The sequence below is a fragment of the Psychrobacter sp. L7 genome, from assembly GCF_002810365.1.
Lineage (GTDB): Bacteria > Pseudomonadota > Gammaproteobacteria > Pseudomonadales > Moraxellaceae > Psychrobacter > Psychrobacter celer.
The window spans coordinates 103,440-128,601 of record NZ_NEXR01000003.1 but is presented as its reverse complement, the minus strand read 5'-3'; the positions used below and the strand labels follow the sequence as shown (position 1 = coordinate 128,601).

Here is a 25,162-nt window from a genome sequence, read left to right as displayed (position 1 = left end):
AGCAATCCTAGATTAGCGCAAAAAAAGCACCTAATAAGGTGCTTTTTGTTGTAGTTGTTAAAGGCTTACTATAAAGCCTAGTGAGCAAAATGCCTTCTTTAACAGCTTAACATTAATAGCCAACCAGATGACACAGCCAGTTTAACAGCCTAGCTCACCATGAGGCTAGGCTTGCAGCACTACGCTGAGTAATAAAGCCATCTGGCGTCTGGCCATTATCTGCTTGCCAACGCTGAAACGCCCTACGCGTATTGGTGCCTACGATACCGTCAGCACCTTTGGTATCATAACCCATGCTGGTCAGGCGCTGCTGGAGATTGCGTACTTGCACAGTCGATAATGGGCGCTCATAACGCGGCCATGACTTATATAGACCGCCTTGCCCTGCCAGCGCTTTGCCCAACAAGCTGACCCCTAGTGCATAGCTTGATGAGTTGTTATAGACTTTGATCACATCAAAATTGGGACTGAGCAGCAGTGCAGGGCCGTCTTTGCCAGCCGGTAGCCACAACTCCATCTGGGTATTGGCATCCAAAGACACATCATCGATGGTATCGATACCAAGTGCCGCCCATCTGGCCGCCGACTGTTTGCTGCCAACAACGGAATAATCAAAAGATGCAGGAATCCTCACTTCATAAAAAGGCGCTAAGCCACGTACCCAGCCTGAGTTACTCAGATAATTGGCAGTAGACGCCAATGCATCCCCCGTTGCCCAAGGGTTGCGGTGACCATCACCATCGCCATCTACCCCTTGTTTGAGCCAAGTATCAGGGATGAATTGGGTTTGCCCCATGCCGCCCGCCCAAGAGCCATCCAGCTGTGACCATGACACATCGCCGCGCTGCAACAACGAGGCAAGCGACAACAACTGAGTTTCGGCAAACTCTTGGCGACGACCGTCATAGGCAAGGCTGGCAAGCGAGCTTGGAATGCTACTGTTGCCCGTCACCGCGCCATACGAAGACTCCATCCCCCATATTGCCGCGATGATTTCGGCATTGACGCCATACTGCGACTGTAACTGGGACAAAAACGCCCGCTGCTCTGCAAACTTACGCTTACCTATGCTGACTCTGCCGTCTGATACCGCCGAATCCACATACTCCCACGGCATTTTAGAAAACTCAGGCTGCCCTGAGTCTAAAGAGATGACTTGCTGATTGAGATACGCCAAATCTAGCAAGCGGCGGATGGTCTGTGCATCATGACCTGACGCCATGGCGCGCATAGAAAAATCCGACTTCCAGTCAGAAAAACTGCCATAGCTTGGTTTTGCGACTGGCTGGGGTTTGACAGCAGGTTTGGGGGTCGGCTTGACCTGAATGGTCTGAGTCTGAGTAATCTGCACGTTAGCCTGACGCACAGGTTTGCTAGGTTTTTGCATCGCTTGCTGGCTGGTACAGCCCACCATGACTAGCGCTGGGAAAAGAGCAATATAGTGTTTTTTTAAAATCATAAGAAGTCTCAGGTGTGAATAAGTACTATCGGTAAGCCATACCATTGCCAAAAATCAGAGTAATAAGCATAGAGTAACTATATGTCGCTCATCAGTATATCGCTCATCTGTCGCTTATCATCTTTTTAGGGCTTGGGATAACTTAGCAAATAAAAACCAGCAGCGGTAGAGCAGCAATGCTAAGACGGCTAGGACGTGTTGCACAATCAATCATGGCACTAACAAAGACTAGCGTCCCAATACTGCCCGTGGATCAATAGGGTTGCCATTTAAGCGTACTTGAAACTCTAGACCCACTTGATTGGTTTGGCCACTACTACCCATATTGGCAATACGTTGGCCACGCTGCACCGCGTCCCCTTCTTTAACCAAAAGCTGGCTATTGTGAGCGTAGGCGGTGATATAGTTGTCACTATGACGAATCATGATCAGATTGCCATATTCAGGCAAACCGTTACCTGCATATAGCACTGTCCCTGATTGGCTTGCCAGTACAGGGTCGCCGATATTGCCAGCAAACCACATGCCCATCGTGCCAGCCGCCGCATCAAAGTTACGTGTCACTTGGTTGCGGCTCGGGTACTCATAGCCTGACGTGGCGTTTGCCGTGACTTCATAGACAGGGCTAGTGTTAGTAGGTGTGCTGGTGACAGGCGGGTTGTAAGTAGGCTGTGGCCGTGTCTGAGCAGGCGCGTTATAGCGATTGTTATTGGCAGCATTTGGCTGTCCTTGCCAGAGCTTTAACCATTGGCCACTATAGATGGTATATTTGCTATCTAAGCCATTGATCGCGCCAATTTGACGATAATTTAGGCGATAACGGGCGGCGATTTGGCTGACGGTATCACCGCGCTGGACCAGATGGTAGTTAGGAACCCCTTGTGCATTGGTGATGATCTTGGGCGCAGCTTGGTTTGCTGTCTGATAAGTAGGTTTGGTGGCACAGCCTACCATCGTTAGCGCAGCGGCGGCCATGCTACCAATCAACACCGACGTTGCAAGGTGCGATCCTGTGTTAAGCTTTTTCATACAAGGTTCCTATTCTTTCTCTCACTCATCAGTTTTTGTCTTATTGAGTGGTTTGTGTGCCACTCATACGTATTATGCTTTTTGGGTCATCTATCCTATAGTCACAGACCTCAGCTGTCTATGATTTGTGCTATTACTCTTGCCTTTATCGCCTCAATTATTCTCATAAGGCCAAACTCGACAACGTCTCTAACGCAGCTTTTGGCGCATGGTGCAATCGCACAGGCGATAGGCTGATATAGTTTTCGGCCACGGCTTTATCGTCGGTCATCACGCCTGCCACCTCACAGGGTTGCTGGTATAAGGGGTTAAGCGCCTGACGATCTGGTAATTGGGTCGTTTCGTCACCTTCCTCATCATGTAGCGCTGATGCGGCGTAGGCATTTTTGCGTTTGCGTAACGACAGCCAATACGCATCTCGCCCGCGCGGATCTACCATGTGATGGACGGGGCGCGCAATCTGAGCATGGCCAAGCGTGGTGATTTTTCGGCCTTTTATCTCAGCACTGCTGTGCACATCAGGAATATTAACGTTTAATACGTGATAGGGCAAACTTTTACACGTCGACAAAATAGCGGTCTCACTAATGAGCTTGGCAATCTCCTCAGCAGCCACCTTATAGTGACTGGCATCCTCTGGCTCTCGTCGTTTGCCTGCCTTTTTTCCTTTGACACCGCCGCCTACCAAAGAAGTGGCAATCGCGGGTATACCAAAAATCTGAGCGGTCAATGCCGCGCCAAAGGTACCAGAAAACAAGACATCTTGTCCCAAATTGGCGCCTGAATTGATGCCGGTGACGATACAATCAAAGTCCATATTACAGTACAGCTCGTGCAATGCCAGATAAATACAGTCGGCAGGAGAGCCATTGACAGCGACAAACCCCGACGGCAACTGATGAGCATACAGCGGCTTTGAGACACTAAGCGAGCTTGCGCAGCCACTTTGCTCTTCGCTTGGGGCGACGACGACGACCTCACCGATGGCCGATAGTGCCTGAGCCAATGCCAATAGTCCTGGCGCGTGTACGCCATCATCATTGCTAAGTAAAAATCTCATATTTGCTCGTTGTTTTTGTCTTTGACCGTTTGTCTGCTTTTCAGCCTTTTTGTCATAATATTGCTATACTCGGCGCAGCATTGCCTAGATGATAGGCCATCACGAAGATGATAAGCACGTGGTTTCCCTTGGCAAACTGCTTATTTGCTCAGTTTGGCCCCTAATGCTGGGTGCCTTAGCCTACAGAGTAAAGGGCGACAGCGCAAACGGTTGATTGGTAAAATTTATCGCCCAATGACACCTTCTTACTTATACTTATACATCGCGCTAACTCACTACCCATGGTAGACATCATCAGCGCGCCCTGCTGGTATCGTAAGTAAAAGCGCAAAAAAAGCAAAAGGGCAAAAATAAATGGCGATTATACCCCAATCATACACTGACGCACACATAGCAGACCAAACCATAGATGCAATAGATACAAATATGAAGACTCTCAGCCTACAGTACTCAAGGATTTGCCGCTTTAGCAGCATTATCCTGAACTGTTTATGGCAGAGTGTCATACTGCCAGTACAGATTAAATGATAAGCAAAAACTTGCCATTAGGTTACAATAGGCAACAACGCACTACAATACAAACTTATACTTTTAGGCGGACGTAACTTAGCTGACGATGCTGCTGATATGTTGCTGCAAGATGGCTTTGGCTCACAATATATCTACACATAAATCAATATTTTATGTGACTTTTGTTTTTTTACCCATTAACATATGACCATTAAATAAAGATAAGCGAGTGTAATACAGAATGAAAAATCAATCGATATTATCTATAGCTTCTGTGCTAGCGAAGACCGCATCCAAGGTAGGTCTTGCAGGACTGATAACGTCTGTTGCCATGCTGTCTCAAGCCTCCTATGCGGCAAACAATGCTGCGACGACCATTCCTTTAGACATGTCTGGCATCAACATCACCAAGCATGAAATCGCTGTGATGCAAGTACTTTCAGAGATTTGCCCGCCGATGCTAAACGGCAAGCAAAAACAGCGTTTTTATAAGTCTTATAACGTGCAGTTGCACGAGCTGATGCCGTCACTAGAAGACCCCAAAGCGGCGATTCAATACCTATCAACGCAGCAAGACTATCGCCAAATTCTCCAAGGTATCCGTAGCTGGACGATGGGGTTCTCTAAGCAAGACAACCGAGCGCTGTGCGAAGACTTGGCCAATGCTGAATACTAGTACCCCCTCATCACCACTTATGATAAGCATGATAGGACAGACGATTTAAAAAAATAAACAAAAACGTACCACTGTGCTTTTGACGCCAAAATAACATTGATCATCAACGACAATAAAAAACGACACAAGCGGGCGTCCAAAGCGGGACAAAGCGTCAAGATTTTTAATGTTTTTCTGACGAGTGATAGATGACATAAAAGCTTGCTGTATTGCCAGAAGATGGGCCATGCAGCAGGCTTTTTTGCAACCGAAGATCGCGCTGGGTTTGTTTTTTAAGATACCTTATAGATAGGTGAAAATAGCCTGAGTTACGTGATAAACGCGACAAGCGATCATAGACACAAGCAGGGCTTTTTATTTTTGGGGGTGCCTTATTTTTTGCAGTTATCGATTCCCCATCGGTTATCATTTTGCTAAGATAAGGCGTTAATTTTATGTCTGTCGCACCATCGTCACTGCCATCATTAATCCCTTGTTTTTGAATATAATATTTAAGACATACGAAAAAGATGACCGAGGTTTGGGGCGAGTCGCAAGCGGCAGATACATTTGGTTTTATGATGCGGTGTAACGATATATGACAGTAAAGCGTGTAAAAAATCAGCTGGTACAGCTGGTCGTTGGTGTAAGTGTTTCTATGAGTGCGATAATGGCAAATGCCGCCATTCAGCCACCCGAGATGGACAATACCGCCTATGTATTAATGGACTACAACACTGGTGAAATCTTGGCACAAAAAAACGCCAATGAAGCGCTACCGCCAGCATCTTTGACAAAAATGATGACCAGCTACATCATCGAGCAGCGCCTCGCCTCAAGCGACCTAAAAGAAGACGATCAAGTGCTGATGAGCCCAAATGCGTGGTGCCGCGGCAGTAGCAGTCAGTCTTGTATGTATGTACCGGTAAATAAATCTGCGAGCGTTATCGACATGCTACGCGGTATTATTATTCAATCAGGTAATGACGCCTCAAAAGCTATGGCAGAGCATATCGCTGGTAGCGAAGCCTCGTTTGCCATCTTGATGAATGAGCAAGCAGAAAAGCTGGGCATGGAAAACACCCATTTTGTCAACTCGACAGGTATGCCTGACGAAGGCCATAGAGCTTCAGCGCTGGACTTGGCCAAGCTATCGCGCGCCATTATCAAAAACAGCGGCGACTACTATGGCTTGTATGCCGAAAAAGAGTTTACCTACAATGGCATCACACAAGGCAACCGCAACGCCCTACTAGCGACTGACCCCACGGTCGACGGTCTAAAAACAGGGCATACAGATGCTGCAGGCTACTGCTTGGCCGCCTCGAGCAAACGTGATGGCATGCGTCTGATTTCTGTGATCATGGGCACCGAAAGCCCGCAAGCCCGTGCCGACCAGTCGCGCGAGCTGCTTAACTGGGGTTTTGGGCACTTTACCACCGTCACCAAAGCACCTGCTGGGCAGTTTGTCAGTAAGGTACCAGTCTGGTTTGGCGAAACCGACGAAATTGAGCTGGTCACAGGTGATAACTTGCAAATACTGACCAGTAAGACGCAAAAAAACAAAATAACCACCGTGGTCGATATTCCCGAAAGCTTAGAAGCCCCTATCAAAAAAGGACAAGAGATCGGTAAAATGATGGCGGTCATCGACGGCAAGGCAGTGGCATCCGTGCCTATTATTGCCACCAGTGATATCGAACAATCAGGATTTTTGAGCCGCACTTGGCAGCGTGTGGTTCGCTGGGTACAAAGCTTTTTTTAAGCACTTGGCATAACTTATATACAAAAAAAGACGCTCCGATAGGTGGGCGTCTTTTTTTTCATAAAATCAAGGCTTGTGGTATCACACTCATCTCGCCATATCTGCAGTTAATCCCATCATATCATGTCCAAACGAGCCAGCGTTTTATCAAATCGCTCAATCCTTTATCACTATACGTCACCATGTGGCAATAGTCGACACCAGCGGCTTTTAACCCATGCTCAAAGCTCTCTAAGCTGCGCACGTGGTGTTTTGGATACCAGTATATCAATAGCGCCCGATGGGTGATATCAGCGTTTTCTATCTGACGAATACGGGTGGCCAATGCCTCAGCCCTCGCAGGATACATGTCTTCTGCAAACATCACTATGTCGATTTTTTTGTGGCATATCTCATCTAGCGCCAGCTGCTCATGCTGATGGCAGATCACCTGCGCGCCTAACCGCTCAAGCTCCTCCACCAAAAATCCCGCTTCGTGATAATAATAGTAAATAATACTCAGCCCCGCCAGCACTTGCTGCTGATGAACTTGCTGCTGGTTGGGTAGTGGAATGGTCAAGACAAACTCTGTACCGACGCCCAGCGCACTATCGACATCGATGCTCGCTCCCATCAGCTGGGCCATTTGTTTGACGACGGGCAAGCCTATCCCTGAACCTTCGTATTGCCGCGTTTGTGACGAGTCTACCTGAAAAAACGGATTAAAAATATCGTTGATGTGATTGTTATCGATGCCGATGCCCGTGTCTTTGACACTGATCTGCCAGCGATTGCTTTTATCAAAATGCGTGAGCTGCGAGGTAATGGTAACCTGCCCCGCTGAGGTAAACTTAATGGCGTTACTTAGCAAAATCGAGAGTATTTGCTGTATCTTTTTTACATCACCTTGTAGGCCATAATCTATATGATGCACTTGGCTAATCAGCTCTAAGCCCTTACGTTTAGCAATAGGCTCAAACTCTGCCAACAGATCAGCGATCAGCTGTAGTGGGTTAAACTCACTAAGATGAATGGTCATCTGACCTTTTTGTATCTGATTCAACTGAATGATATGCTCAAGCGAAGACACCAGCTTGTCACTGCCACTACTGATAATATCGACCGCGTCTTTTTGCTCTCGGCTCAAGGTTTCATAATCTAGCAGTTGTAAGCCGCCGACAATGGCATTTAATGAGGTTTTTAGCTCGTGGGTTATCATGCTCTGAAAATTATGCAGCTGCACATCGAGCGATACATCTTTGCTGTGTAGCTGCTGCTCAAAGATCGCCACCGCTTCATAGTCTTGTTTGATGTCTTGCAAGCGTTTAAACAGCACAATCAAAGCCTGCTTGATTTGCGCCAGCTCCTGAAAATTAAAATGCTGGGCGATAACGGGCAGTTTTTCAAGCTCAGGCGTCCTAATGATGATGTCGCATACCTCAGTGAGCGCGTCCACATCCCTAACCGGCCAGTTGAGCTTACGTAAGACATACAGCGCCCAGACCACAGCCAGCAAAATCGTAACCAGCCACAATAAAGCATTGCTTTGAAACCAGCTTGCGCGCAGTTTATTGACATCTAAGGTGATATTAATATAACCGACCAGCGTACTATTGGCATTTTTTGTGGTGCTTGAGGACGCCGCTACGCCTGATGACTGGCGCGGTAAACCATCAGCATCAGAGAATGTAGCGGCAATAGTGAGACTGTCTGGTTGCAAGTCATTACTGACGACTGGGTAATTAAAGCTGACCGTATCGGCAAACAGGGCGTTTTTCCAGTCGCCTCTAGATTGATTGGTATCACTGATAGGCTGAGGGGTTGAGTAAAATAAAATACTCTGAATACTTGGCTCATTTTCTAATAAAAAGGCAACTTGCTCCGCTACGATATCTGCCCCTTCTGCTGTCGAGGCACTGGCGGTCAGTACCGCGGCAAGCTGATCTATATGCCGATGCGTTTCTTTGTAATGATAAGTCAGACCATAGATAAAAGACAATATAAACCCTGCCAACACAGCCAGCGTAATGGCCTGTACGACAGAGCGCCAGATAAGCATAGGAATGGTGCGAGAACGAGGGCTATTCATATCACTCAACGAAGCCAAGACAACTTTTTATTCATACTACAGGTATTTTGCAGAAGTGATAAGACAAACATGCAGATATTTTTGGGCAGGTACCGTCCTACTGGCATCAGAGGTGCCAATTTTATATTGGATTGACTATACACAACGAGGTGAGAATAAAAACAGCGGCGCAGCACTATGTCGCCTTGTCATAACAACGATACAGGCGACATCATAAAGCGACTGGTTCGTACCCTCGCCACTGGCAAGTTAGCCATTAGCAAGTTAGCGCGGTTTTTTGTCTTTGGTAGTGAATTTTTTTGCCCGATTGCGCTCACGTTGGCGTAACTGCTGCGCTTTTGCTTTCGTCGGTGTGTCGCTTTTATTGGCATAGGGGTTGTCATTTTGTCGAAAGATGACATTCAGCGGTGTGCCTTCAAGCTTAAAGACTTGACGAAATTGGTTTTCGAGGTAACGCTGATAGCTCTTCGGTAGCGCACTGGTTTGGTTACCGTGAATGACGATGACCGGTGGGTTGTGACCACCGATATGCGCATAACGCAACTTGATACGGCGACCTGCGACGGTCGGCGGTGGGTTGGCTGTCACAGCGTCTTGCAATATCTGCGTCAAGCGATTGGTCGACACCTCAAACATAGATGACTGATAAGCGCGCAAAATCGACGGGTATAAGTTGCCCACGCCGGTACCATGTAGCGCTGAGATCAGGTGCACTTTCACAAAAGGAATAAAACTAAAGCGGCGATCCATCTCAAGCTTGATATAATCTTTTTGGTCTTGGCTGAGGCCATCCCATTTGTTTATCGCGACCACCAGCGCCCGACCTGCATCGAGCGCATAGCCTATCATATGCAAGTCTTGATCGACGATGCCTTCTTGCGCATCGATGACAATCACCGTCACATTGGAGTCTTCGATGGCTTGTAGGGTTTTGATAACGGAGAATTTTTCTACTTTTTCATCGATTTTGCCGCGGCGGCGCACGCCTGCGGTGTCGATAAGAACATAATCCTTACCATCCCGTTTATAAGGAATATAAATACTGTCACGCGTGGTGCCTGGCATATCAAATACCACCACCCTATCTTCGCCAAGCAAACGGTTGACCAAGGTGGATTTGCCGACGTTTGGACGACCGATAATGGCAAGTTTTAAGCCATTTGGTTCGACGACGTTTTCTTGCTCAGGCATGTCAGCGGTCAGCACTTCTAGCAAGTTGCCAACACCGCGGCCGTGGCTGGCGGCCATCGGATACGGCTCGCCCAAACCAAGCGCATAAAACTCCGCAGGCGCGGCATCATGGACGCCATCGACTTTGTTGGCGACCACATAGACAGGCTTGCCCAATGTATGCAAAAACTTACCAATCTCAGCATCAGCACCAATCATGCCAGACCGCGCATCCACCACAAACACGATGATATCTGCCTCATGAATCGCTGTGTGCGATTGCTCAGACATATAGTCATCGATATTGCCACTGCCATCGTCTGCCTCACCGATACCGCCCGTATCGACAACGATGAACGATTTGTTTTCGTAGGTAGCATCGCCGTACTGACGGTCACGCGTCAGCCCCGACATATCAGCAACCAATGCCTGCCGACTTTTTGTAAACTGGTTAAATAAGGTGGATTTACCGACGTTTGGACGACCAATTAAGGCGACCACAGGCTTGATACTCATGGGTTACTCTCAGTGAAAGGCACAATGGCAGACCGTACAGCGACTAAAATCATAGTCGCAAATATTGTTGTACGTGACCGCAAATTAATATAAATGATAAAACGACAGCAGATACAATCATCGACCCTATAACATAGACCCTATGACATAGACTCTATAGTAAGCAAGCCTACAGTGATGATTATATCTCTCAGACACCATTTTATCGGATCTATCAAATGATGTCGTCTATATGGTAAACCTACCGCATATCGGTCGCATAGAGTACGCGAAAGCCTGCGTTTAAACAAGCAGTTTACAACCAAGCACAAAACGCTGACCTAGCAGCGTGAGTGATAATAGTAGTGATCGTGATGTCAAACCGCAAGTCTGATAGCCAATGACTGACTGATAACAATATCACGACTCATCAGCTGCCGCGCGGCACAGCCTATGATACTTAACGTATCAGCTGCCAGATAGCCACTTGACCTGTAGCGCTCTGCGTTAGCAAACGACTTCCTTGTACTTGCAAGTTGGTCAACGCCCCCTTGGTCTGTACACGGCTGATGATTTGACCATTGGCAGGGTTGAACAAATGCACCACACCTTCTAAATCACCAACCGCGATATAATTACCAATCATCACAGGATTGGTCAAGTGACGATACGCCAGCTCATCGCTCTCCCAGAGCATCTCGCCATTGCTGCGATCATACGTAACCACTTTACCATCTAGGCTGGTGGCGATGACTTGCTGATTATTGACAGCAAGGGATTTGAGACTGGCAAGCTCATTGACAAATAAAACCTGACGCGAGGCCAAATCAATACCCAATAACTGACCACTATAGCTGATTGCAAACAGCTGGTTTTGATCAACGATAGGCGTGCCATCGACATCGCTCATACGCTCAACTTCGCTACTGCCCATACCGACACCGACGCGTCTCGACCACTGCGGCAGACCACTATCAACCGTCACCGCATGCAGTCGGCCATCCGCGGTGGCCAGCAGCGCAGTCTTGCTGTCTAGTAGGGTTGGTGCGGCGCTACCACGTACACTGATGGCAGGCACCTGGGTGGCAAACTGCCATACGGACTGGCCGGTTTGTAGAGATAAACCGTGCAAAAATCCATCATTCGCTGACAAAATCACGCGATTATTACTGACCAAAGCCGGCGTCAATACCGACCCTGATAGCTGCTGCTGCCAGCGTTTGGCACCCGTTGTACTATCAAACGCCATCACCTGACCGCCACGTGTGCTAATGATTGCCGTTTGGCTTAAGGCATCTACTGTCACGCCGCCGGTGATTTGATCACCGACATTGACTGACCACAGACGCTCACCTGCATTATCAAACCCTATCAAGTCGCCACCGCGTGAGGCTGTGACCATTTGACCATTGGCATAGCCAACTTGCAGCGCCAAAGGATCTTTTTTGCTGGCTTTTTTATTGCCAACATCTGCGCTAAAGACAGGCTGTAGCACAGTGACCGGCTCTGCAATTTGTACCAAATCGACAGGATCATTGACGACAGGCTTGATACCGCGATTACACCCAATCACTGCAGTGCTCATTACTGCCAGTACGGCCACATGCATGACTGTCTTTTTGATAATATTGGCTGTTGACATGTTGCTCGAGCGAATGGATTGAGTCATCATAGGTTCTCACTACAAAAATTATTATGGATTAGTGGATTGGGCGGTCAGTCTGTGGCTCATCCATCAATGATCTGCTCACAGTGTTGCCTGGTTTTAGTTATCTTGGTGACTGTTATAAAACTTTTAAATAGATAACAGCCACTTATCAACTCTGCTCTCACGATCAGCCCACTGGCCGCCAATCTAGCATATAGAATTCTGTTGGTACTGCCTAGGGTGCTGATAAAACATCAGCGCTATTATTCGTTAATAGCGCCTAATACAATACCACTACTGTGTAACTTCGGCCGGTGCGCCCTCTACTACTGGTGGCGGCTCAGATATCGCAGGCGCTGGTACAGCAGGCTCTTGGATCAGACTGGCTTGCGCCTCGATAGGCTCAGGCATTACCCCCAAGCTCTCCATCTTCAATGCCAATACTGCACGCATTTCTTGACGCTCACGTAACAGCTCCCACGCATTATTGTAAGCGTTGATGGCCAAATCTTTATCGTTTTGTGCCAGATAGATATCGCCTAGCAACTCTTGCTGACTGGCTTCAAATGAGCTTGGTATGTCCTGTTTGGCTTCTGCCAGTGCGCCCTCAGCATCGCCTGCTGCCAGTAGCGTGTTGGCATAACGTAGACGGGTGATGGCGCTTAGGCCAGCGTCGCCCAAGTCAATCGCTAATGCTTGCTTCAGGGTATTTGCCGCGGCGGTAAAGTCATCACTATCCACTTGATGGCGGGCTTTTATCATCAGTGCTTGCCACGCATAGACTGACTCGCCGTGGGCGCCAACCAATGCGTCGATATCTTTATCCAGTTGTGTACGGCTTTGTGCCAGCGCTTCTTGCGCCTCAGCTTCCAAATCTGGGTTTTGCGCCGCCAGACTGATTTCTTCATTGAGCCGTTGGATATCCGCGTAGTGATCTGCTGCGACTGTATCGACGCGCGCATGGTTATTTTGCCAGTATGTCCAACCAAAATAAGCGGCCAACGCCAACAAAATTGCAGTGACGATATAGCTGCCATACTGCTTTAACGCGTCCATGGAATTGTCTGGATTTGGCGAATTGGGTGTCAAAGCCATAAAGGGTTACCTAATAAAAGTGTTATAAAAATGCTGAGGCGAAAGCCGATATCACCTGATTAATCTATTAATTGATCGACTAATCAATCGACCCATTCATCACTGGCGCGAAAAATTGTCTGCATTCGATAGCCAGTCTTGCGAGACACTACGCTGCTCGCCTGTCTGCATGTCTTTGATACTCACCAGATTGTCATCGAGCTCTTGCTGAGCAATAATCACCGTGAGCGCAGCCCCTGATTTATCCGCCTTTTTCATTTGCGCTTTTAGGCTGGTGGCACTTGCCATCTTGACTCGGATATCTGGACGCTCATAACGTAGGTTTTGGGCATACTTGATACCGGCGCTATAGACTTCTGGATGAGCGACCACAAAGACATCGCAGGCCGAAACGTCTGCCATCGGCGCGACCGCCTCTAGTAACAATAATAAACGCTCAAGCCCCATGGCAAATCCAACGGCAGGCTCAGATTTGGCAGGTTTACTGCCGTCGGTACCGACAGACTTTAGCTGGCCAATCAAACCATCATAACGGCCACCTGCACAGACGGTAGCTTGGCTACCTAGCTTGTCTGTCACCCATTCAAAGACAGTCTTATTGTAATAATCCAGACCGCGTACCAGATGCGGATTGATCTCAAAATCGATACCAAGCGCGGTCAAGTATGCCTGCACTTGCTCAAAGTGCGCCATGCTCTCCGTACCCAAAAACTCAGCCAGCTTTGGCGCTTCTGCCAATAACGCCTGCGTACTCGCCTCTTTGCTGTCTAAGATACGTAGCGGGTTGGTCGTCAGACGGCGCTTGCTGTCTTCGTCAAGCTGGTCTTGTTTGTCGGTTAGATAAGCGACTAGAGCCTCACGGTAAGCATGGCGCTCGTCGATTTCACCCAAGCTGTTTAGTTGCAAGCGCATCTCGTCTTTGAGACCCAGCGCTTGCCACATTAGATGCGTCATCGCGATCAGCTCAGCATCGGCATCGGGCAGCGCACTACCGAAGCTTTCGACCCCTAATTGATGAAACTGACGATAGCGGCCTTTTTGCGGGCGCTCATAGCGAAACATGGGGCCGATGTACCATAGTTTGGGCGTATCACCGCGCAGTAGATTGTGCTCGATTACAGCCCTTACCGCGCCTGCGGTGCCCTCTGGGCGCAAGGTCAAAGGAGTGGGCGGCTCAGATTTATCGGCAAAGCTATACATCTCTTTTTCGACGATGTCGGTGGCCCCGCCAATAGCACGGGCAAACAAATCAGTCTGCTCGACGATAGGCAGACGAATATGCTCATAACCGTACCTACCCAGCACATCCGCCAATATCGCTTCTAATTGTAGCCATTTTGCCGATTGGGTAGGCAAAATATCATTAAACCCTTTGATAGCTTTGATCATGGTACGGTCATATCCTTAAATTTATCACAAGTTCTTTTTTATATAATTAACCTAAAAACAGCGACAGCACTACTGGTATCCGTTAGCGCTACTGGTATTTATTTAACGCGAATAATCTCATTTTCGCGCTTTTTTGCCAAGTCTTCAGCATGGGCGCGCACCATACTTTCAATCTCATCGACTAGGTTTTCGGTATTGATCAAATGGCTTTTCTCGCCCATACGGTAGACCAATGACTTTGGCGCAGCACCGACGATACCGATATCGGCTTCTTTGGCCTCCCCTGGGCCATTTACTTTGCAGCCAATCACTGACAGATCCATCGGCTCACGAATATCCTCGAGACGCGACTCTAGCGTTGTCATCACTTTGATCACATCAAACTCTTGGCGCGAGCAGCTAGGACAAGCGATAAAATTGACACCGTTTGAGCGGATGTTTAGCGACTTTAAAATATCAAAGCCGATTTTAATTTCTTCTTCAGGCTCTGCCGCTAGAGAGATACGAATGGTATCGCCGATGCCGTCTAGGAGCAGCCCCCCTAATGCAATGGCAGATTTGACCGCACCGGTGCGATAGACACCAGCTTCGGTCACGCCTAGATGTAGCGGGTTGTCAATTTGGGCTGAGAGCAGACGATACGCCTCTAATGTCAAAAACACATTACTGGCTTTGACTGAGACTTTATACTGATCAAAATTGAGACGCTCCAAAATATCAATATGGCGCATCGCGGACTCTAGCATCGCCTCACCCGTCGGCTCTTTATACTTTCGCTGGATGTCTTTTTCTAGCGAGCCTGCGTTGACACCGATACGAATCGGGATATTGTGATGCTTGGCGCAGGCAACCACTTCACGTACTTTGGCATCACTACCGATATTACCTGGGTTGATACGCAAACAATCAGCACCTGCTTCGGCCACTGCCAAAGCAATCTTATGATCAAAATGCACATCGGCGATGAGCGGCACGCTGACCTGTTTACGGATTTCGGCAAAGGCGTTGACCGTATCCATCGTCGGGGTCGAGACGCGCATCAGATCAGCGCCTGCTTCTACGCAGCGCTCAATTTGTGCGACCGTCGCGGCCACATCACAAGTCTCGGTGTTGGTCATGCTTTGCACACTAATCGGTGCATCACCCCCAATCGCGACATCACCGACATATATTTTTTTGGTAAGACGACGGTTAATAGGCGCTGACGTTGACATAGACAAACCCTTTGGTTAAAGCAAAAAAATAAAAATAAACCCTGACAATAATACCTAACGATGCGACGTTATGATGCTTTTGCTCACTTATGGCGCAAGCTCAAAACTGGCTTGCTTATCAGTGGCGTACGCCTCTAATGCCACCGCCTCTTGGTTGAGCATTAAGCTGACATTATCGACATTATCGATCTGTACATTAAATGGTGGTATGCCAGATAGCTTATAGCTACCTGTGCTTTGAGCGCCGTTCATCAGATTGCTCCCTGACGCATCAGTAATCACCACCACCGCCTCGTCGCTTAACATCACCTCTAACGTCGCGGTGCTGCTCGCCGCGCCTATGTTAAGCGCAGAGCCTGCGGCACCCACACCCGTCTTGCTATCGATAGCAGCGCCTTGAGCCTGCTCGAGTGCCGAGATGTCTTCGACAGCGTTGGTCGGTGCTTGGGTGTTTTCTTTGCTGGCATTACTGACCATGCGGAATAAAAAAATCGCTAAGATAATAACGCCAATGACCGCGATAATCAGTAACGGATTGAAACGAATACGGTTGTGAGTGTCGCGCTGCAAGGTGCCCATCGGGCGCAGCGGTGTATCAATGTTGTTGACTGAATATGGTTTTAGCTCATTGGGATAGGCGGCATCAAAGCTGCTGGCGATCTTTACAGGGTCCAACCCCAAAAACTTGGCATAGTTGATAGCAAAACCACGAGCAAACGCGGCTTGCGGCAAATCTGCAAAATTCTCGTTTTCTAAGGCTTTTAGGTGACGCTTTAAAATAAACAGCTCGGCGGCGGCCTCTTCTAGACTGACTTGCTTTGTTTTGCGGGCTTGCTGCAACATGGCACCAAATGATCCCTGAGTGTTTGATTGAGTGTTTGATGATGGGGTGGTCATTTCCATGGTGCCTCTGGATTGTTAAGCCAAGTCTTAAGTTGTTTTGCTTCATCACTTAGTGGATAAGCGGATAAAAGCTGCTGTGCCAATTGCTGGCGTGTGGTTATGTTGTTTTGAGCCGCCGCAAGTTTGATGCCTTGTAATAGCAAGCGCGGGCTGATACCTTGCCCTTGTACCAAGATCAATGTCTCATCATAAAGTTTTTGTGCTTGGGCCACCCGCTGCTGCTCAAGCAATAAATCCACCAATTCGATATGGGCGATAATGCTATTGCGGTTGCCATCTAGCGCGCGTAAAAACGCTTTGGCCGCAGCAGTACGGTCGCCCATCTGTAGGTAGGTACGGCCTAGATTTTCCAGCGCGCCGATACGACCTTCGTAGCCAAGCGCTGCCCCTGCAATCTCAAACTGCTCAGCCGCCTCTTTATAGCGTTTCATCTGCGACAAATACACGCCATAGTTATTGTGAGCTTGCTCAAAGTCTTTATCAAGCGCGATGGCTTTTTTAAAGTACTGATCGGCTTTTTGCAGATTGATACGGCTGCCCTCTTGCTGCAGCAAAACGCCCATCATATCATAGGCTGGCGCGTAACGGCTATCGGCAGCGAAGGCTTTTTCAAGCTGGCGTTGGGCGGTATCAAGCTCGTTTTTGCGAATATATTGCGCCGCAAGCGAGGTGCGTACGCGCGCAATTTCTTGTTGATCCAAGTTTCGATCATTGCTCGGCCGCGTCGACGTTTGATAAGGAGTATCCCCCAATAAATCATCGGTTGGCGTGCTTTGACACCCCGTCAAAAACAGCCCCACCATCGCCATCCCAAGCAGTAGCCGTTTGGATGTCAGTGCCGTCTGTGCCACGACTGGCAACGTGGCTGTCATCCATGGTTTGTCAGTCAAAAAACACACGCTTTGATACTTATTTTGACAAGAATTTTTAGAAGTCATCATAGCCGCCATCATAAAACTGGATTCAATGCGTTCGATAATCGAAGCATCAGTTTAATAGATTTAGCCCCCATAAGTACAATTTAGTTGTGATTAATTGTATGATGAATCACAACTCAGCGTTTTCACGCGCTTTGATGCTTTGCTGCCATGCCGCTGAACGACGAGTGCGGTCGGCGACTTGCCCGACCAGCTGGCCGCAAGCCGCATCGATATCGTCGCCGCGCGTTTGACGAATGGTACACACAAACCCAGCGTCACTTAAGATATTGCTAAACGCATGGATGCGGTTGTTACTTGATTTGTCATATGGTGCATGCGGAAACGGATTAAACGGTATCAAATTAATCTTACTTGGCAGGCCATCCAACAACGCCACCAACTGCCGCGCATGCTCATCGCTGTCATTGACGCCATCAAGCATGACATACTCAATGGTGACGTGTTTTTTGTGGCGCGGATTGACATCATACACGTAGTTTTTTGCCGCAGCGATCAGCTCACTTAACGGGTATTTCTTATTGATAGGCACCAGCTCATCACGCAGCTCATCATTGGGCGCGTGCAAGGATATCGCCAAAGCCACATCAAGATCTTGTGCCAGCTGATACATCTTGGGTACCACGCCTGAGGTCGACAATGTCACGCGGCGTTTTGAGAGGCCATAAGCATGGTCGCTGAGCATAATCTCCATCGAGCCGATCACAGGCTTGTAGTTTAATAAAGGCTCACCCATACCCATCATCACCACGTTGGTTACATGGTTTTCCCAAGCGCTATGATCGACAGCCTCTAAGCTGTCATTATCATCACTCATGTAGGAAGCATTGGCCACCCACAGCTGCCCGATGATCTCAGCCGCCGTCAGATCGCGCTCAAAACCCTGCTTACCGGTACTACAAAAACTACAGTCGAGCGCGCAGCCGACTTGCGAAGAGATGCATAAGGTTTTGCGGCCATTTGATTTATTATCATCCGCCGGAATCAATACCGTCTCCACCAGCGAGCCACCCGTCACTTCAAACACCCATTTACGCGTACCATCATCACTGTACTGACGATGAATAACCTTAGGCGGAGTCACGCAGGCATTCAGCGACAATTTATCGCGCAGTGACTTGCTCAGATTGGTCATCTGCTCAAAATCTGTCACCCCGTGCTGATATATCCATTTAATTACTTGCGTCGCGCGAAATGGCTTTTCGCCGAGGCTTTTAAAATAGTCAGCCAATTGTGCTTGGGTCATCCCCAAAAGATTGGTCTTGGCCTGCGCTTCATCGACCAGCTTGATGCTGGCTTTGGAGGTGGCAGGGACATGCTGGATCGGAGATTGAACAGTGGACATAATAGGTAACCTTTTTGCATCAGCTAAATTAAGCGTGGCAATTGTTGATATAAGCGATGAGTGTTGCTCTCCATACGCCTTATGGCAAATATGGCCATTAGCAATCCATTATGAGCGCAGCGTCTCTTGTACTTATGCCAATCATACATAGCGACAAGCACAAAAAATGAGCAGCCATACTGATAAAGGATTGATAATGCTAGATAAAGACAATAATGAGGCAAATAATAAAAAATTTCAATAACACAAAGACGGCGAAAAAACAGACAAACCAAAATAGCTAAAACGGCTTATACCCATCAGATATAAGCCGTCTTGCGACACAAATTATTCATAACCAACCTCTCGGCTGCTATCAATAACTGGCTGCTCTTAGCGCGTACGTGCACATACTTCGTCATCATTAAAGAAGTAGCTGATTTCACGTGCTGCGGACTCAGCTGAATCTGAACCATGAACCGCGTTTTCGTCGATGCTGCTAGCAAAGTCAGCACGGATAGTGCCTTCGGCAGCATCGGCTGGGTTGGTTGCGCCCATGATTTCACGGTGTTTAGCAATGGCGTTTTCGCCTTCTAATACAGAAACGACAACAGGGCCTGAAGTCATGAATGAGACCAAAGCATTATAAAATGGACGCTCGGCATGCTCAGCGTAAAAACCGCCTGCTTTTTTGTCATCAAGATGCAACATTTTTGCAGCAACGATTTTTAAACCCGCTTCTTCAAAACGGCTATAAATAGCGCCGATATTGTTGCCAGCGACGGCATCAGGCTTGATGATAGATAAAGTACGTTCGTTAGCCATAAAAAAACTCCTAATAGGGGGTCAGTTTGGTAAAAGTAAAGGGATAGATGCTTTGTTTTAACGTTGGCCGCCATGTCGACGAAGCGGATAACTCATGATTTATCGATAGCAAAACACGAGCGTCAACATAGGATTGTTGCCTATTATAATGATTGAGGCTATAAATGATAGGGTTAATTTATGACCGCACCTTGCATAAAAGTAAATTTATGATCCGCTAATTATTAATACGGTCATCACATTGACCAAAAAGGACCCCAATGCTCAGCACTGGGGTCCTTTTAATTGATACTACTTGATGAATACTACTTGATTAATACTAAAAGCCAGTTAGTGCTTATAACACCAAGACTTATAGTAAGCACTAAGCATCATACGGATCACGAAGTACGATGGTCTCTTCGCGGTCAGGGCCGGTTGAGATGATATCTACTGGGCAACCAATCAATGCTTCGATACGTTTGATGTATTTTTTGGCGTTTTCTGGTAGGTCATCATAGTTGGTAATACCAACGGTAGACTCGCTCCAACCTTCCATCGTTTCGTACTTCGGTGTGACAGACTCATAGAACTCTGCGTCGTGCGCGCCAGCACATTCTGTCTCAGGGAGGTTGTAACCCACACCAATTAGCAGTTCTTCAAGACCATCTAAGACGTCAAGCTTGGTCAAGCAGATACCTGACATAGAGTTCAATACCACCGCACGGCGTAATGCCTCGGCATCAAACCAGCCGCAGCGACGCGCGCGGCCAGTGGTCGCGCCAAACTCATGGCCGACTTTGGCTAAGTGGGCACCCACATCATCAAACAACTCTGTTGGGAATGGGCCACTACCAACGCGCGTGGTGTAGGCTTTGGTGATACCAAGTACATAGTCTAGGTACAATGGGCCGATACCCGTACCAGTTGATACGCCGCCTGCTGTGACGCTTGAGCTGGTGACAAAAGGATAGGTACCGTGGTCGATATCAAGTAGCGTACCTTGTGCACCCTCAAACATTAGGTTTTTGCCAGCAAGGCGCAATTGATTGAGGTCTTCGGTCACATCAGTAACCATGCCTTTGATCTCTTCGCGCCACTCTTGGCACAGCTTAAAGGTCTCATCAAAATCGATGGCATCGACTTTATAATACTGTGTCAGTTGGAAGTTGTGATATTCGATTAGGTTACGTAGTTTTTCTTCTAAATCATCGCGGAACAAGTCAGCAAGCTTGATGGCACGGCGCGCCACTTTGTCCTCATATGCAGGACCGATGCCGCGACCTGTGGTACCGATTTTGCCTGTACCGCGTTTAGCTTCGCGTGCTTGGTCAAGTGCCACGTGATATGGCATGATGAGTGGGCAGTTTGGCGAGATACGTAGACGCTCGCGTACTGGTACGTTATTAGCTTCTAGATCTTTTATCTCTTTTAGTAGGGCGTCTGGCGCTAGTACCACACCGTTACCGATGAAGCAGGTGACGCCTTCGCGCAAGATACCCGATGGGATCAAATGTAGGACGGTGGTTTTGCCATCGACAACCAGTGTGTGCCCAGCGTTGTGACCGCCTTGAAAACGAGCGACGGCTGAGGCTTTTTCGGTAAGTAAATCAACGATTTTACCCTTACCTTCATCGCCCCATTGGCTACCCAAAACTACGACATTCTTACCCATGATCAATCCTTACCTTTATGTATTGAGGTGTGTGCAATAACGGTTGCAAAACTAACGTGATGTTAGCAGTGTTTGATGCTTGTGCTCAGCGCGCTTATCATTGCCGCGCCAAACCAAGTATGTTTTATCTTAAAATCTTTATCCAAGCGGCGATGCCACTGTAAATATATCTATAAGTCAGCCAAACTGAATCTAGTTAAGCGAGATGGTTTGTAGTTGCCATTGATTGTCAGCAAAACCTAAACGATGTGTCACGCCATCGGGACGATCGTCCGCGTTTAGTGGCATGGTGACACGGTAGCCCTGCTCGCGTAAGCTGGTGGCCTGCTGGAGCAAGGTTTGTCGCTGCTCAGGGCTTGCTTGAGTGGCGGCTTGATAATCAATCAGCACGATACTCGGCACTTCAAGCTGCGTGTGCGCCAGCAAACGGCTGACATCCATACTAAAGCCTGTGGCTTCGCGTGGCTGGCTGACGGACAGATGGCCACCGCTTTGCATACCATCAAAGCGCCCGCCGCGTACCAGCGGCTGAGTCTCGCTATTGATATAGCCATTAAAGACAATGCCAGTATGATAGTGATAGCCTGATAGCTCAGTCACATCGACACTCACCGGACACTGCCACTGCGTTTTTAGGTGCGTTTTTAGGCGCTGTAGCTCATCGATAGCCGTAGATATCTGTTCATCTTGCTGCGCAGCAGTAGAGAGCTTGGTCAGCAAATTATCGATATCGTGACCAAAACGCGCTAAGGCATAAAAGTCATCGCCCATTGGCAATGCTTGGCAAACGCGTTTGAGCTCTGGTAGGTTTTTATTGGCATACAAATGCATCAATTGCTCAGCGTCGCTGTCAGATAGCGCCGCCATCTCAGCCAAACGCTTAAATATCGCCACATGACCCAAGTCAATATGCAGCGCCGCGCTCATATCTAGTGTATTGACCATCCCAAACAAGACATCAATCAGCTCGATATCGGCTGCCAAATCGGCGCAGCCAAATATCTCAGCGCCTAACTGCAAGGGCGTACGTGAGCCAAACAGTCCTGACGGCAAGGTGTGAATCACATCACCTGCATAGCAGTAACGCGCAATACCGGTACCGCCATGATGCGCATCGATACGCAAAATCTGTGGGGTAATATCGGCACGCAAGCCCATCAAACGACCCGTCAGCTGATCGATGATCTTGAACGTCTGACGTTTCAAGTCTTCTGAAGCGTCACTTAACAGTGATTCAGTAAACTCAATCATCGGCGGGTTGACCAACTGATAGCCATGAGTGATCAGCTGCTGCGTCAATTGGTACCTAAGCACCTCTTGCTTATGCGCGTCTTCAAACAATACATCCACCACGCCATCAGGCAACAGCCAACTGTTGGCCACATCGCTGGCAAAGTGGTTTAGGTAGGGCATGCTATTGGATTTAGCAACGCTATCGGCAGGCTGAGTGGCCGCATTTTTTGTTGCATTTAACTGGGCAGGTTTTGCAGAATCAGAACTGACAGACACAATAAATCCTTGTTTGGCGTATCGCTTACCAAAAAACGCGGTACTGATGCGGTACTAAAAGGTTGTATTTATAAGGGCATTGACATCGTATCGTTGTGTTTTTAACACACAACATCATTGACCCAATTATTTATAAACAAACTAGGTAACCGCAACAGGGTGAGTAATAAGTATAATTTAGGATGATAAGACGAGTATCTTTATGCGCTAATAAACAGAGATAAATAATCAAGGCACTTTATGCTTTAGTTTAGCATAGCAGTCAAGGTTCGCCTAGTGACAATTGGGCACAATTACTATCTAATTATCGTCCATGGCATCATGAGCATCAGCAGATATGGCGACGGCTATCTGCTCGTATTGAACAAATAGCGTCCGTCAAATAGCCGCTATGCGCTTGCATCACTTGATAAAAACGTGCGCGAACTACCCCAGCAAGAACAACGCCATGCAGACAGACTCATGTTACACTAACACATATTTTTATCTCGGAAGCCTTATGTCACCTGATTACCACCCAAACCCAGCCATCAACCAAACCAACGTCTTAGGGACGGCGCTTGCCAGCTGCTGTTTTGACCCGATTACCGGCTATTATCGCAATGGTTTTTGTCATACTGGCAGTCATGATGTCGGCCAGCATACCGTCTGCGCCAAGATGACCAGCGAGTTTTTGAATTTTTCTGCCAGTCGCGGCAACGACTTGATCACGCCCCTGCCTGAGTATGGTTTTGCTGGATTAAAACCTGGCGACTACTGGTGCATCTGTGCGCTGCGCTGGGTCGAGGCCTTGGACTTTGATATCGCCCCGCCGATCAAGCTCGAAGCCTGTCACGAAAGCCTGCTGAGCTTGGTCGATATTGAGACTTTAAAAAGCCACGCGCTTTAATGACGGCGCCGCGTTTTATTTGTGAGATATTTTTTACTTTATCACGGGAGGGGGTATGGACCACAATAACGATCAACTGCTCAAAAAAACCGCACGTATTGAACCTAACTCCGACATCAACCGTCTTTATGCGGATATGAATGATGAGCATTTATATCTCGATAATGATGATAGCTATATCTACGGCGATGCCGATGCCACCAGAGAAGACACCATCGAGACCATGACGGTCTATGACCCTGATTCTGAGCGCTATGAAGATATCGATCTATCCAGTGAAGATGAGGTCGTCAACTGCTACGCCTACTCTCGTAAGACCGGCGAAAACCTCGATAAAGTGGCGCTAAATGATGTCAGTCGGGCGCTGAGTAACAATGGCCAGTTTATCTGGCTGGGTTTGTATGACCCCAGCCTCCAAACCATGGTCAAAGTCAAAGAAGCCTTTGGTCTGCACGAACTTGCTATCGAGGATGCCTTTGCCGACCATCAGCGCGCCAAAGTCGAAAATTACGACAACGACATGGTATTTGTGGTCTTACGTACCGCCAAGCTTGAAGACAACGTCATTCGCTACGGCACCACTGCGATATTTATGGGCAAAAACTACTTAATCACCATTCGCAATGGTCCATCCAACTCCTACGCACCTGTCCGCGAGCACTGCCACCGCCGCCCAGAAAAGCTCAGAATGGGGCCGATATTTGTCTTGCACGCTATTCTCGATTTTATCGTGGATAACTATATGCCGATTACCGATCGTTTGGGACGTTATCTGCGTGAGCAAGAGCGTTACGTGTTTACCTATGAGTTTGATAAGGGCACGCTCAAAAACCTCTACGAGCTCAAGTCACAGCTGGTACACATGCGGGCGATTATCTTACCGGTGCAAGACATCTGTAGTTTTTTTATCAATCACAAAAAAAGCGAGCTGGTCTCTGGGTTTTCGCAAGCGGCCAAGCCCTACTTTCGTGACGTCAATGACCACTTGCTGCACTCGTTAGACGCCATCAACGGCCTCAATGAGATGCTAAGCGTGGTGATGAACACCTATATGGCCATGGTCAATATGGGACAAAACGAGGTGGTACGTAAGCTCGCCGCGTGGGCAGGGATTTTAGCGGTACCAACGGCCATCGCTGGTATCTACGGTATGAACTTTGACTTTATGCCTGAGCTGCACTGGCAGTACTCGTATCTGGTCATCATGGTGATCATCGGCTCACTGTGCGGCTATTTGTATTACAACTTTAAACGCCTCAAATGGCTATAACGGCTATAACGGCTATAACGGCTATACGCTAACGTCATTTTTTCGGTCAACAAACACAAAACGCCCCGCACAAAACTCGATACAGATCAGACTTTGGTATTTGGCTCACGCCTACCATGCAGATGAAAAACAGCATCGCTCAAGGTGCTGTTTTTTTATTAATGATTGATAATGATTATTATTTGTAATATTATTCTTAGATATTATTGCCACACTCTTACCCTTATCCTTATTTCGCTACATTATCAGCCAGCACGACAAATACTACGCGCGTAGCATTTGTACGGGGCGGT

19 protein-coding genes are annotated in these 25,162 nt (G+C 47.9%); 4 read left to right on the top strand and 15 right to left on the bottom strand.

Annotated elements, in window-relative coordinates; genetic code table 11:
• Positions 1-154: 154 nt before the first annotated feature.
• The 3 genes from CAP50_RS04265 to surE form a co-directional block, all read right to left on the bottom strand.
• Positions 155-1,459: a lytic murein transglycosylase gene (locus CAP50_RS04265; RefSeq protein WP_100749138.1), complete on the bottom strand. Its 1,305-nt coding sequence runs from the start codon at positions 1,457-1,459 to the stop codon at positions 155-157.
• A gap of 228 nt (positions 1,460-1,687) precedes the next feature.
• The gene (locus CAP50_RS04260; RefSeq protein ID WP_100749137.1) at positions 1,688-2,488 is read right to left on the bottom strand and encodes a M23 family metallopeptidase; all 801 of its coding nucleotides are present in this window, start codon (positions 2,486-2,488) and stop codon (positions 1,688-1,690) included.
• Between the two features lie 163 nt (positions 2,489-2,651).
• Entirely contained in the window at positions 2,652-3,548 is an 897-nt protein-coding gene (gene surE, locus CAP50_RS04255; protein WP_100749136.1) for a 5'/3'-nucleotidase SurE, read from the bottom strand.
• 751 nt (positions 3,549-4,299) lie between these two features.
• Between surE and CAP50_RS04250 the strand changes: the two genes are divergently transcribed.
• Both CAP50_RS04250 and CAP50_RS04240 read left to right on the top strand, forming a co-directional pair.
• Positions 4,300-4,734: an MCR_0457 family protein gene (locus CAP50_RS04250; protein ID WP_075101516.1), complete on the top strand. Its 435-nt coding sequence runs from the start codon at positions 4,300-4,302 to the stop codon at positions 4,732-4,734.
• A gap of 577 nt (positions 4,735-5,311) precedes the next feature.
• Positions 5,312-6,478: a D-alanyl-D-alanine carboxypeptidase family protein gene (locus CAP50_RS04240; RefSeq protein WP_075101514.1), complete on the top strand. Its 1,167-nt coding sequence runs from the start codon at positions 5,312-5,314 to the stop codon at positions 6,476-6,478.
• Positions 6,479-6,599: 121 nt separating this feature from the next.
• On the opposite strand, the gene CAP50_RS04235 is transcribed toward CAP50_RS04240, so the two are convergent.
• From CAP50_RS04235 to CAP50_RS04180, 12 genes are all read right to left on the bottom strand, one after another.
• Entirely contained in the window at positions 6,600-8,546 is a 1,947-nt protein-coding gene (locus CAP50_RS04235) for a sensor histidine kinase (RefSeq protein WP_100749134.1), read from the bottom strand.
• 264 nt (positions 8,547-8,810) lie between these two features.
• Positions 8,811-10,232: a ribosome biogenesis GTPase Der gene (der, locus tag CAP50_RS04230; RefSeq protein WP_075101512.1), complete on the bottom strand. Its 1,422-nt coding sequence runs from the start codon at positions 10,230-10,232 to the stop codon at positions 8,811-8,813.
• 439 nt (positions 10,233-10,671) lie between these two features.
• Complete coding sequence (gene bamB / locus CAP50_RS04225; protein ID WP_100749353.1) at positions 10,672-11,880, bottom strand: outer membrane protein assembly factor BamB; 1,209 nt, start codon at positions 11,878-11,880, stop codon at positions 10,672-10,674.
• A 273-nt stretch (positions 11,881-12,153) separates the two neighbouring features.
• Positions 12,154-12,915 (bottom strand): YfgM family protein, encoded by a 762-nt coding sequence (locus tag CAP50_RS04220; RefSeq protein ID WP_241900642.1) that lies wholly within the window; start codon positions 12,913-12,915, stop codon positions 12,154-12,156.
• A 138-nt stretch (positions 12,916-13,053) separates the two neighbouring features.
• Positions 13,054-14,343 carry a histidine--tRNA ligase gene (gene hisS, locus CAP50_RS04215; protein WP_100749132.1) on the bottom strand — a complete coding sequence of 430 codons (1,290 nt, stop codon included), beginning with the start codon at positions 14,341-14,343 and terminating at the stop codon, positions 13,054-13,056.
• Positions 14,344-14,441: 98 nt separating this feature from the next.
• A complete protein-coding gene (ispG, locus tag CAP50_RS04210) occupies positions 14,442-15,557 on the bottom strand; it encodes a flavodoxin-dependent (E)-4-hydroxy-3-methylbut-2-enyl-diphosphate synthase (RefSeq protein WP_100749131.1) in 1,116 nt (371 codons plus the stop codon).
• A gap of 87 nt (positions 15,558-15,644) precedes the next feature.
• Positions 15,645-16,454 carry a helix-turn-helix domain-containing protein gene (locus CAP50_RS04205; protein ID WP_100749130.1) on the bottom strand — a complete coding sequence of 270 codons (810 nt, stop codon included), beginning with the start codon at positions 16,452-16,454 and terminating at the stop codon, positions 15,645-15,647.
• Positions 16,451-17,401, bottom strand: a complete 951-nt coding sequence (gene pilW / locus CAP50_RS04200) for a type IV pilus biogenesis/stability protein PilW (RefSeq protein ID WP_241900641.1) — start codon at positions 17,399-17,401, stop codon at positions 16,451-16,453. The genes CAP50_RS04205 and pilW overlap by 4 nt, the downstream gene beginning before the upstream one ends.
• Positions 17,402-17,507: 106 nt before the next feature.
• Positions 17,508-18,743, bottom strand: a complete 1,236-nt coding sequence (rlmN, locus tag CAP50_RS04195; RefSeq protein WP_172953057.1) for a 23S rRNA (adenine(2503)-C(2))-methyltransferase RlmN — start codon at positions 18,741-18,743, stop codon at positions 17,508-17,510.
• A gap of 372 nt (positions 18,744-19,115) precedes the next feature.
• Positions 19,116-19,547: a nucleoside-diphosphate kinase gene (ndk, locus tag CAP50_RS04190; protein ID WP_100749128.1), complete on the bottom strand. Its 432-nt coding sequence runs from the start codon at positions 19,545-19,547 to the stop codon at positions 19,116-19,118.
• A gap of 364 nt (positions 19,548-19,911) precedes the next feature.
• On the bottom strand, positions 19,912-21,201 hold the full coding sequence (locus CAP50_RS04185) for an adenylosuccinate synthase (RefSeq protein ID WP_100749127.1): 1,290 nt from the start codon (positions 21,199-21,201) through the stop codon (positions 19,912-19,914).
• 192 nt (positions 21,202-21,393) lie between these two features.
• Entirely contained in the window at positions 21,394-22,710 is a 1,317-nt protein-coding gene (locus tag CAP50_RS04180) for an ATP phosphoribosyltransferase regulatory subunit (RefSeq protein ID WP_100749126.1), read from the bottom strand.
• Between the two features lie 499 nt (positions 22,711-23,209).
• On the opposite strand from CAP50_RS04180, the gene CAP50_RS04175 reads away from it, so the two are divergent.
• Both CAP50_RS04175 and corA read left to right on the top strand, forming a co-directional pair.
• A complete protein-coding gene (locus tag CAP50_RS04175) occupies positions 23,210-23,599 on the top strand; it encodes a DUF2237 family protein (RefSeq protein WP_100749125.1) in 390 nt (129 codons plus the stop codon).
• Between the two features lie 55 nt (positions 23,600-23,654).
• Entirely contained in the window at positions 23,655-24,869 is a 1,215-nt protein-coding gene (gene corA / locus CAP50_RS04170; protein WP_075101502.1) for a magnesium/cobalt transporter CorA, read from the top strand.
• Positions 24,870-25,162: the final 293 nt, after the last annotated feature.

Excerpts from the sequence above, each read along its gene's own strand:
- CAP50_RS04265 (WP_100749138.1), bottom strand. The coding sequence starts at position 1,459 with ATGATTTTAAAAAAACACTATATTGCTCTTTTCCCAGCGCTAGTCATG.
- CAP50_RS04260 (WP_100749137.1), bottom strand. The coding sequence starts at position 2,488 with ATGAAAAAGCTTAACACAGGATCGCACCTTGCAACGTCGGTGTTGATT.
- surE (WP_100749136.1), bottom strand. The coding sequence starts at position 3,548 with ATGAGATTTTTACTTAGCAATGATGATGGCGTACACGCGCCAGGACTA.
- CAP50_RS04250 (WP_075101516.1), top strand. The coding sequence starts at position 4,300 with ATGAAAAATCAATCGATATTATCTATAGCTTCTGTGCTAGCGAAGACC.
- CAP50_RS04240 (WP_075101514.1), top strand. The coding sequence starts at position 5,312 with ATGACAGTAAAGCGTGTAAAAAATCAGCTGGTACAGCTGGTCGTTGGT.
- CAP50_RS04235 (WP_100749134.1), bottom strand. The coding sequence starts at position 8,546 with ATGAATAGCCCTCGTTCTCGCACCATTCCTATGCTTATCTGGCGCTCT.
- der (WP_075101512.1), bottom strand. The coding sequence starts at position 10,232 with ATGAGTATCAAGCCTGTGGTCGCCTTAATTGGTCGTCCAAACGTCGGT.
- bamB (WP_100749353.1), bottom strand. The coding sequence starts at position 11,880 with ATGACTCAATCCATTCGCTCGAGCAACATGTCAACAGCCAATATTATC.
- CAP50_RS04220 (WP_241900642.1), bottom strand. The coding sequence starts at position 12,915 with ATGGACGCGTTAAAGCAGTATGGCAGCTATATCGTCACTGCAATTTTG.
- hisS (WP_100749132.1), bottom strand. The coding sequence starts at position 14,343 with ATGATCAAAGCTATCAAAGGGTTTAATGATATTTTGCCTACCCAATCG.
- ispG (WP_100749131.1), bottom strand. The coding sequence starts at position 15,557 with ATGTCAACGTCAGCGCCTATTAACCGTCGTCTTACCAAAAAAATATAT.
- CAP50_RS04205 (WP_100749130.1), bottom strand. The coding sequence starts at position 16,454 with ATGACCACCCCATCATCAAACACTCAATCAAACACTCAGGGATCATTT.
- pilW (WP_241900641.1), bottom strand. The coding sequence starts at position 17,401 with ATGATGACTTCTAAAAATTCTTGTCAAAATAAGTATCAAAGCGTGTGT.
- rlmN (WP_172953057.1), bottom strand. The coding sequence starts at position 18,743 with ATGTCCACTGTTCAATCTCCGATCCAGCATGTCCCTGCCACCTCCAAA.
- ndk (WP_100749128.1), bottom strand. The coding sequence starts at position 19,547 with ATGGCTAACGAACGTACTTTATCTATCATCAAGCCTGATGCCGTCGCT.
- CAP50_RS04185 (WP_100749127.1), bottom strand. The coding sequence starts at position 21,201 with ATGGGTAAGAATGTCGTAGTTTTGGGTAGCCAATGGGGCGATGAAGGT.
- CAP50_RS04175 (WP_100749125.1), top strand. The coding sequence starts at position 23,210 with ATGTCACCTGATTACCACCCAAACCCAGCCATCAACCAAACCAACGTC.
- corA (WP_075101502.1), top strand. The coding sequence starts at position 23,655 with ATGGACCACAATAACGATCAACTGCTCAAAAAAACCGCACGTATTGAA.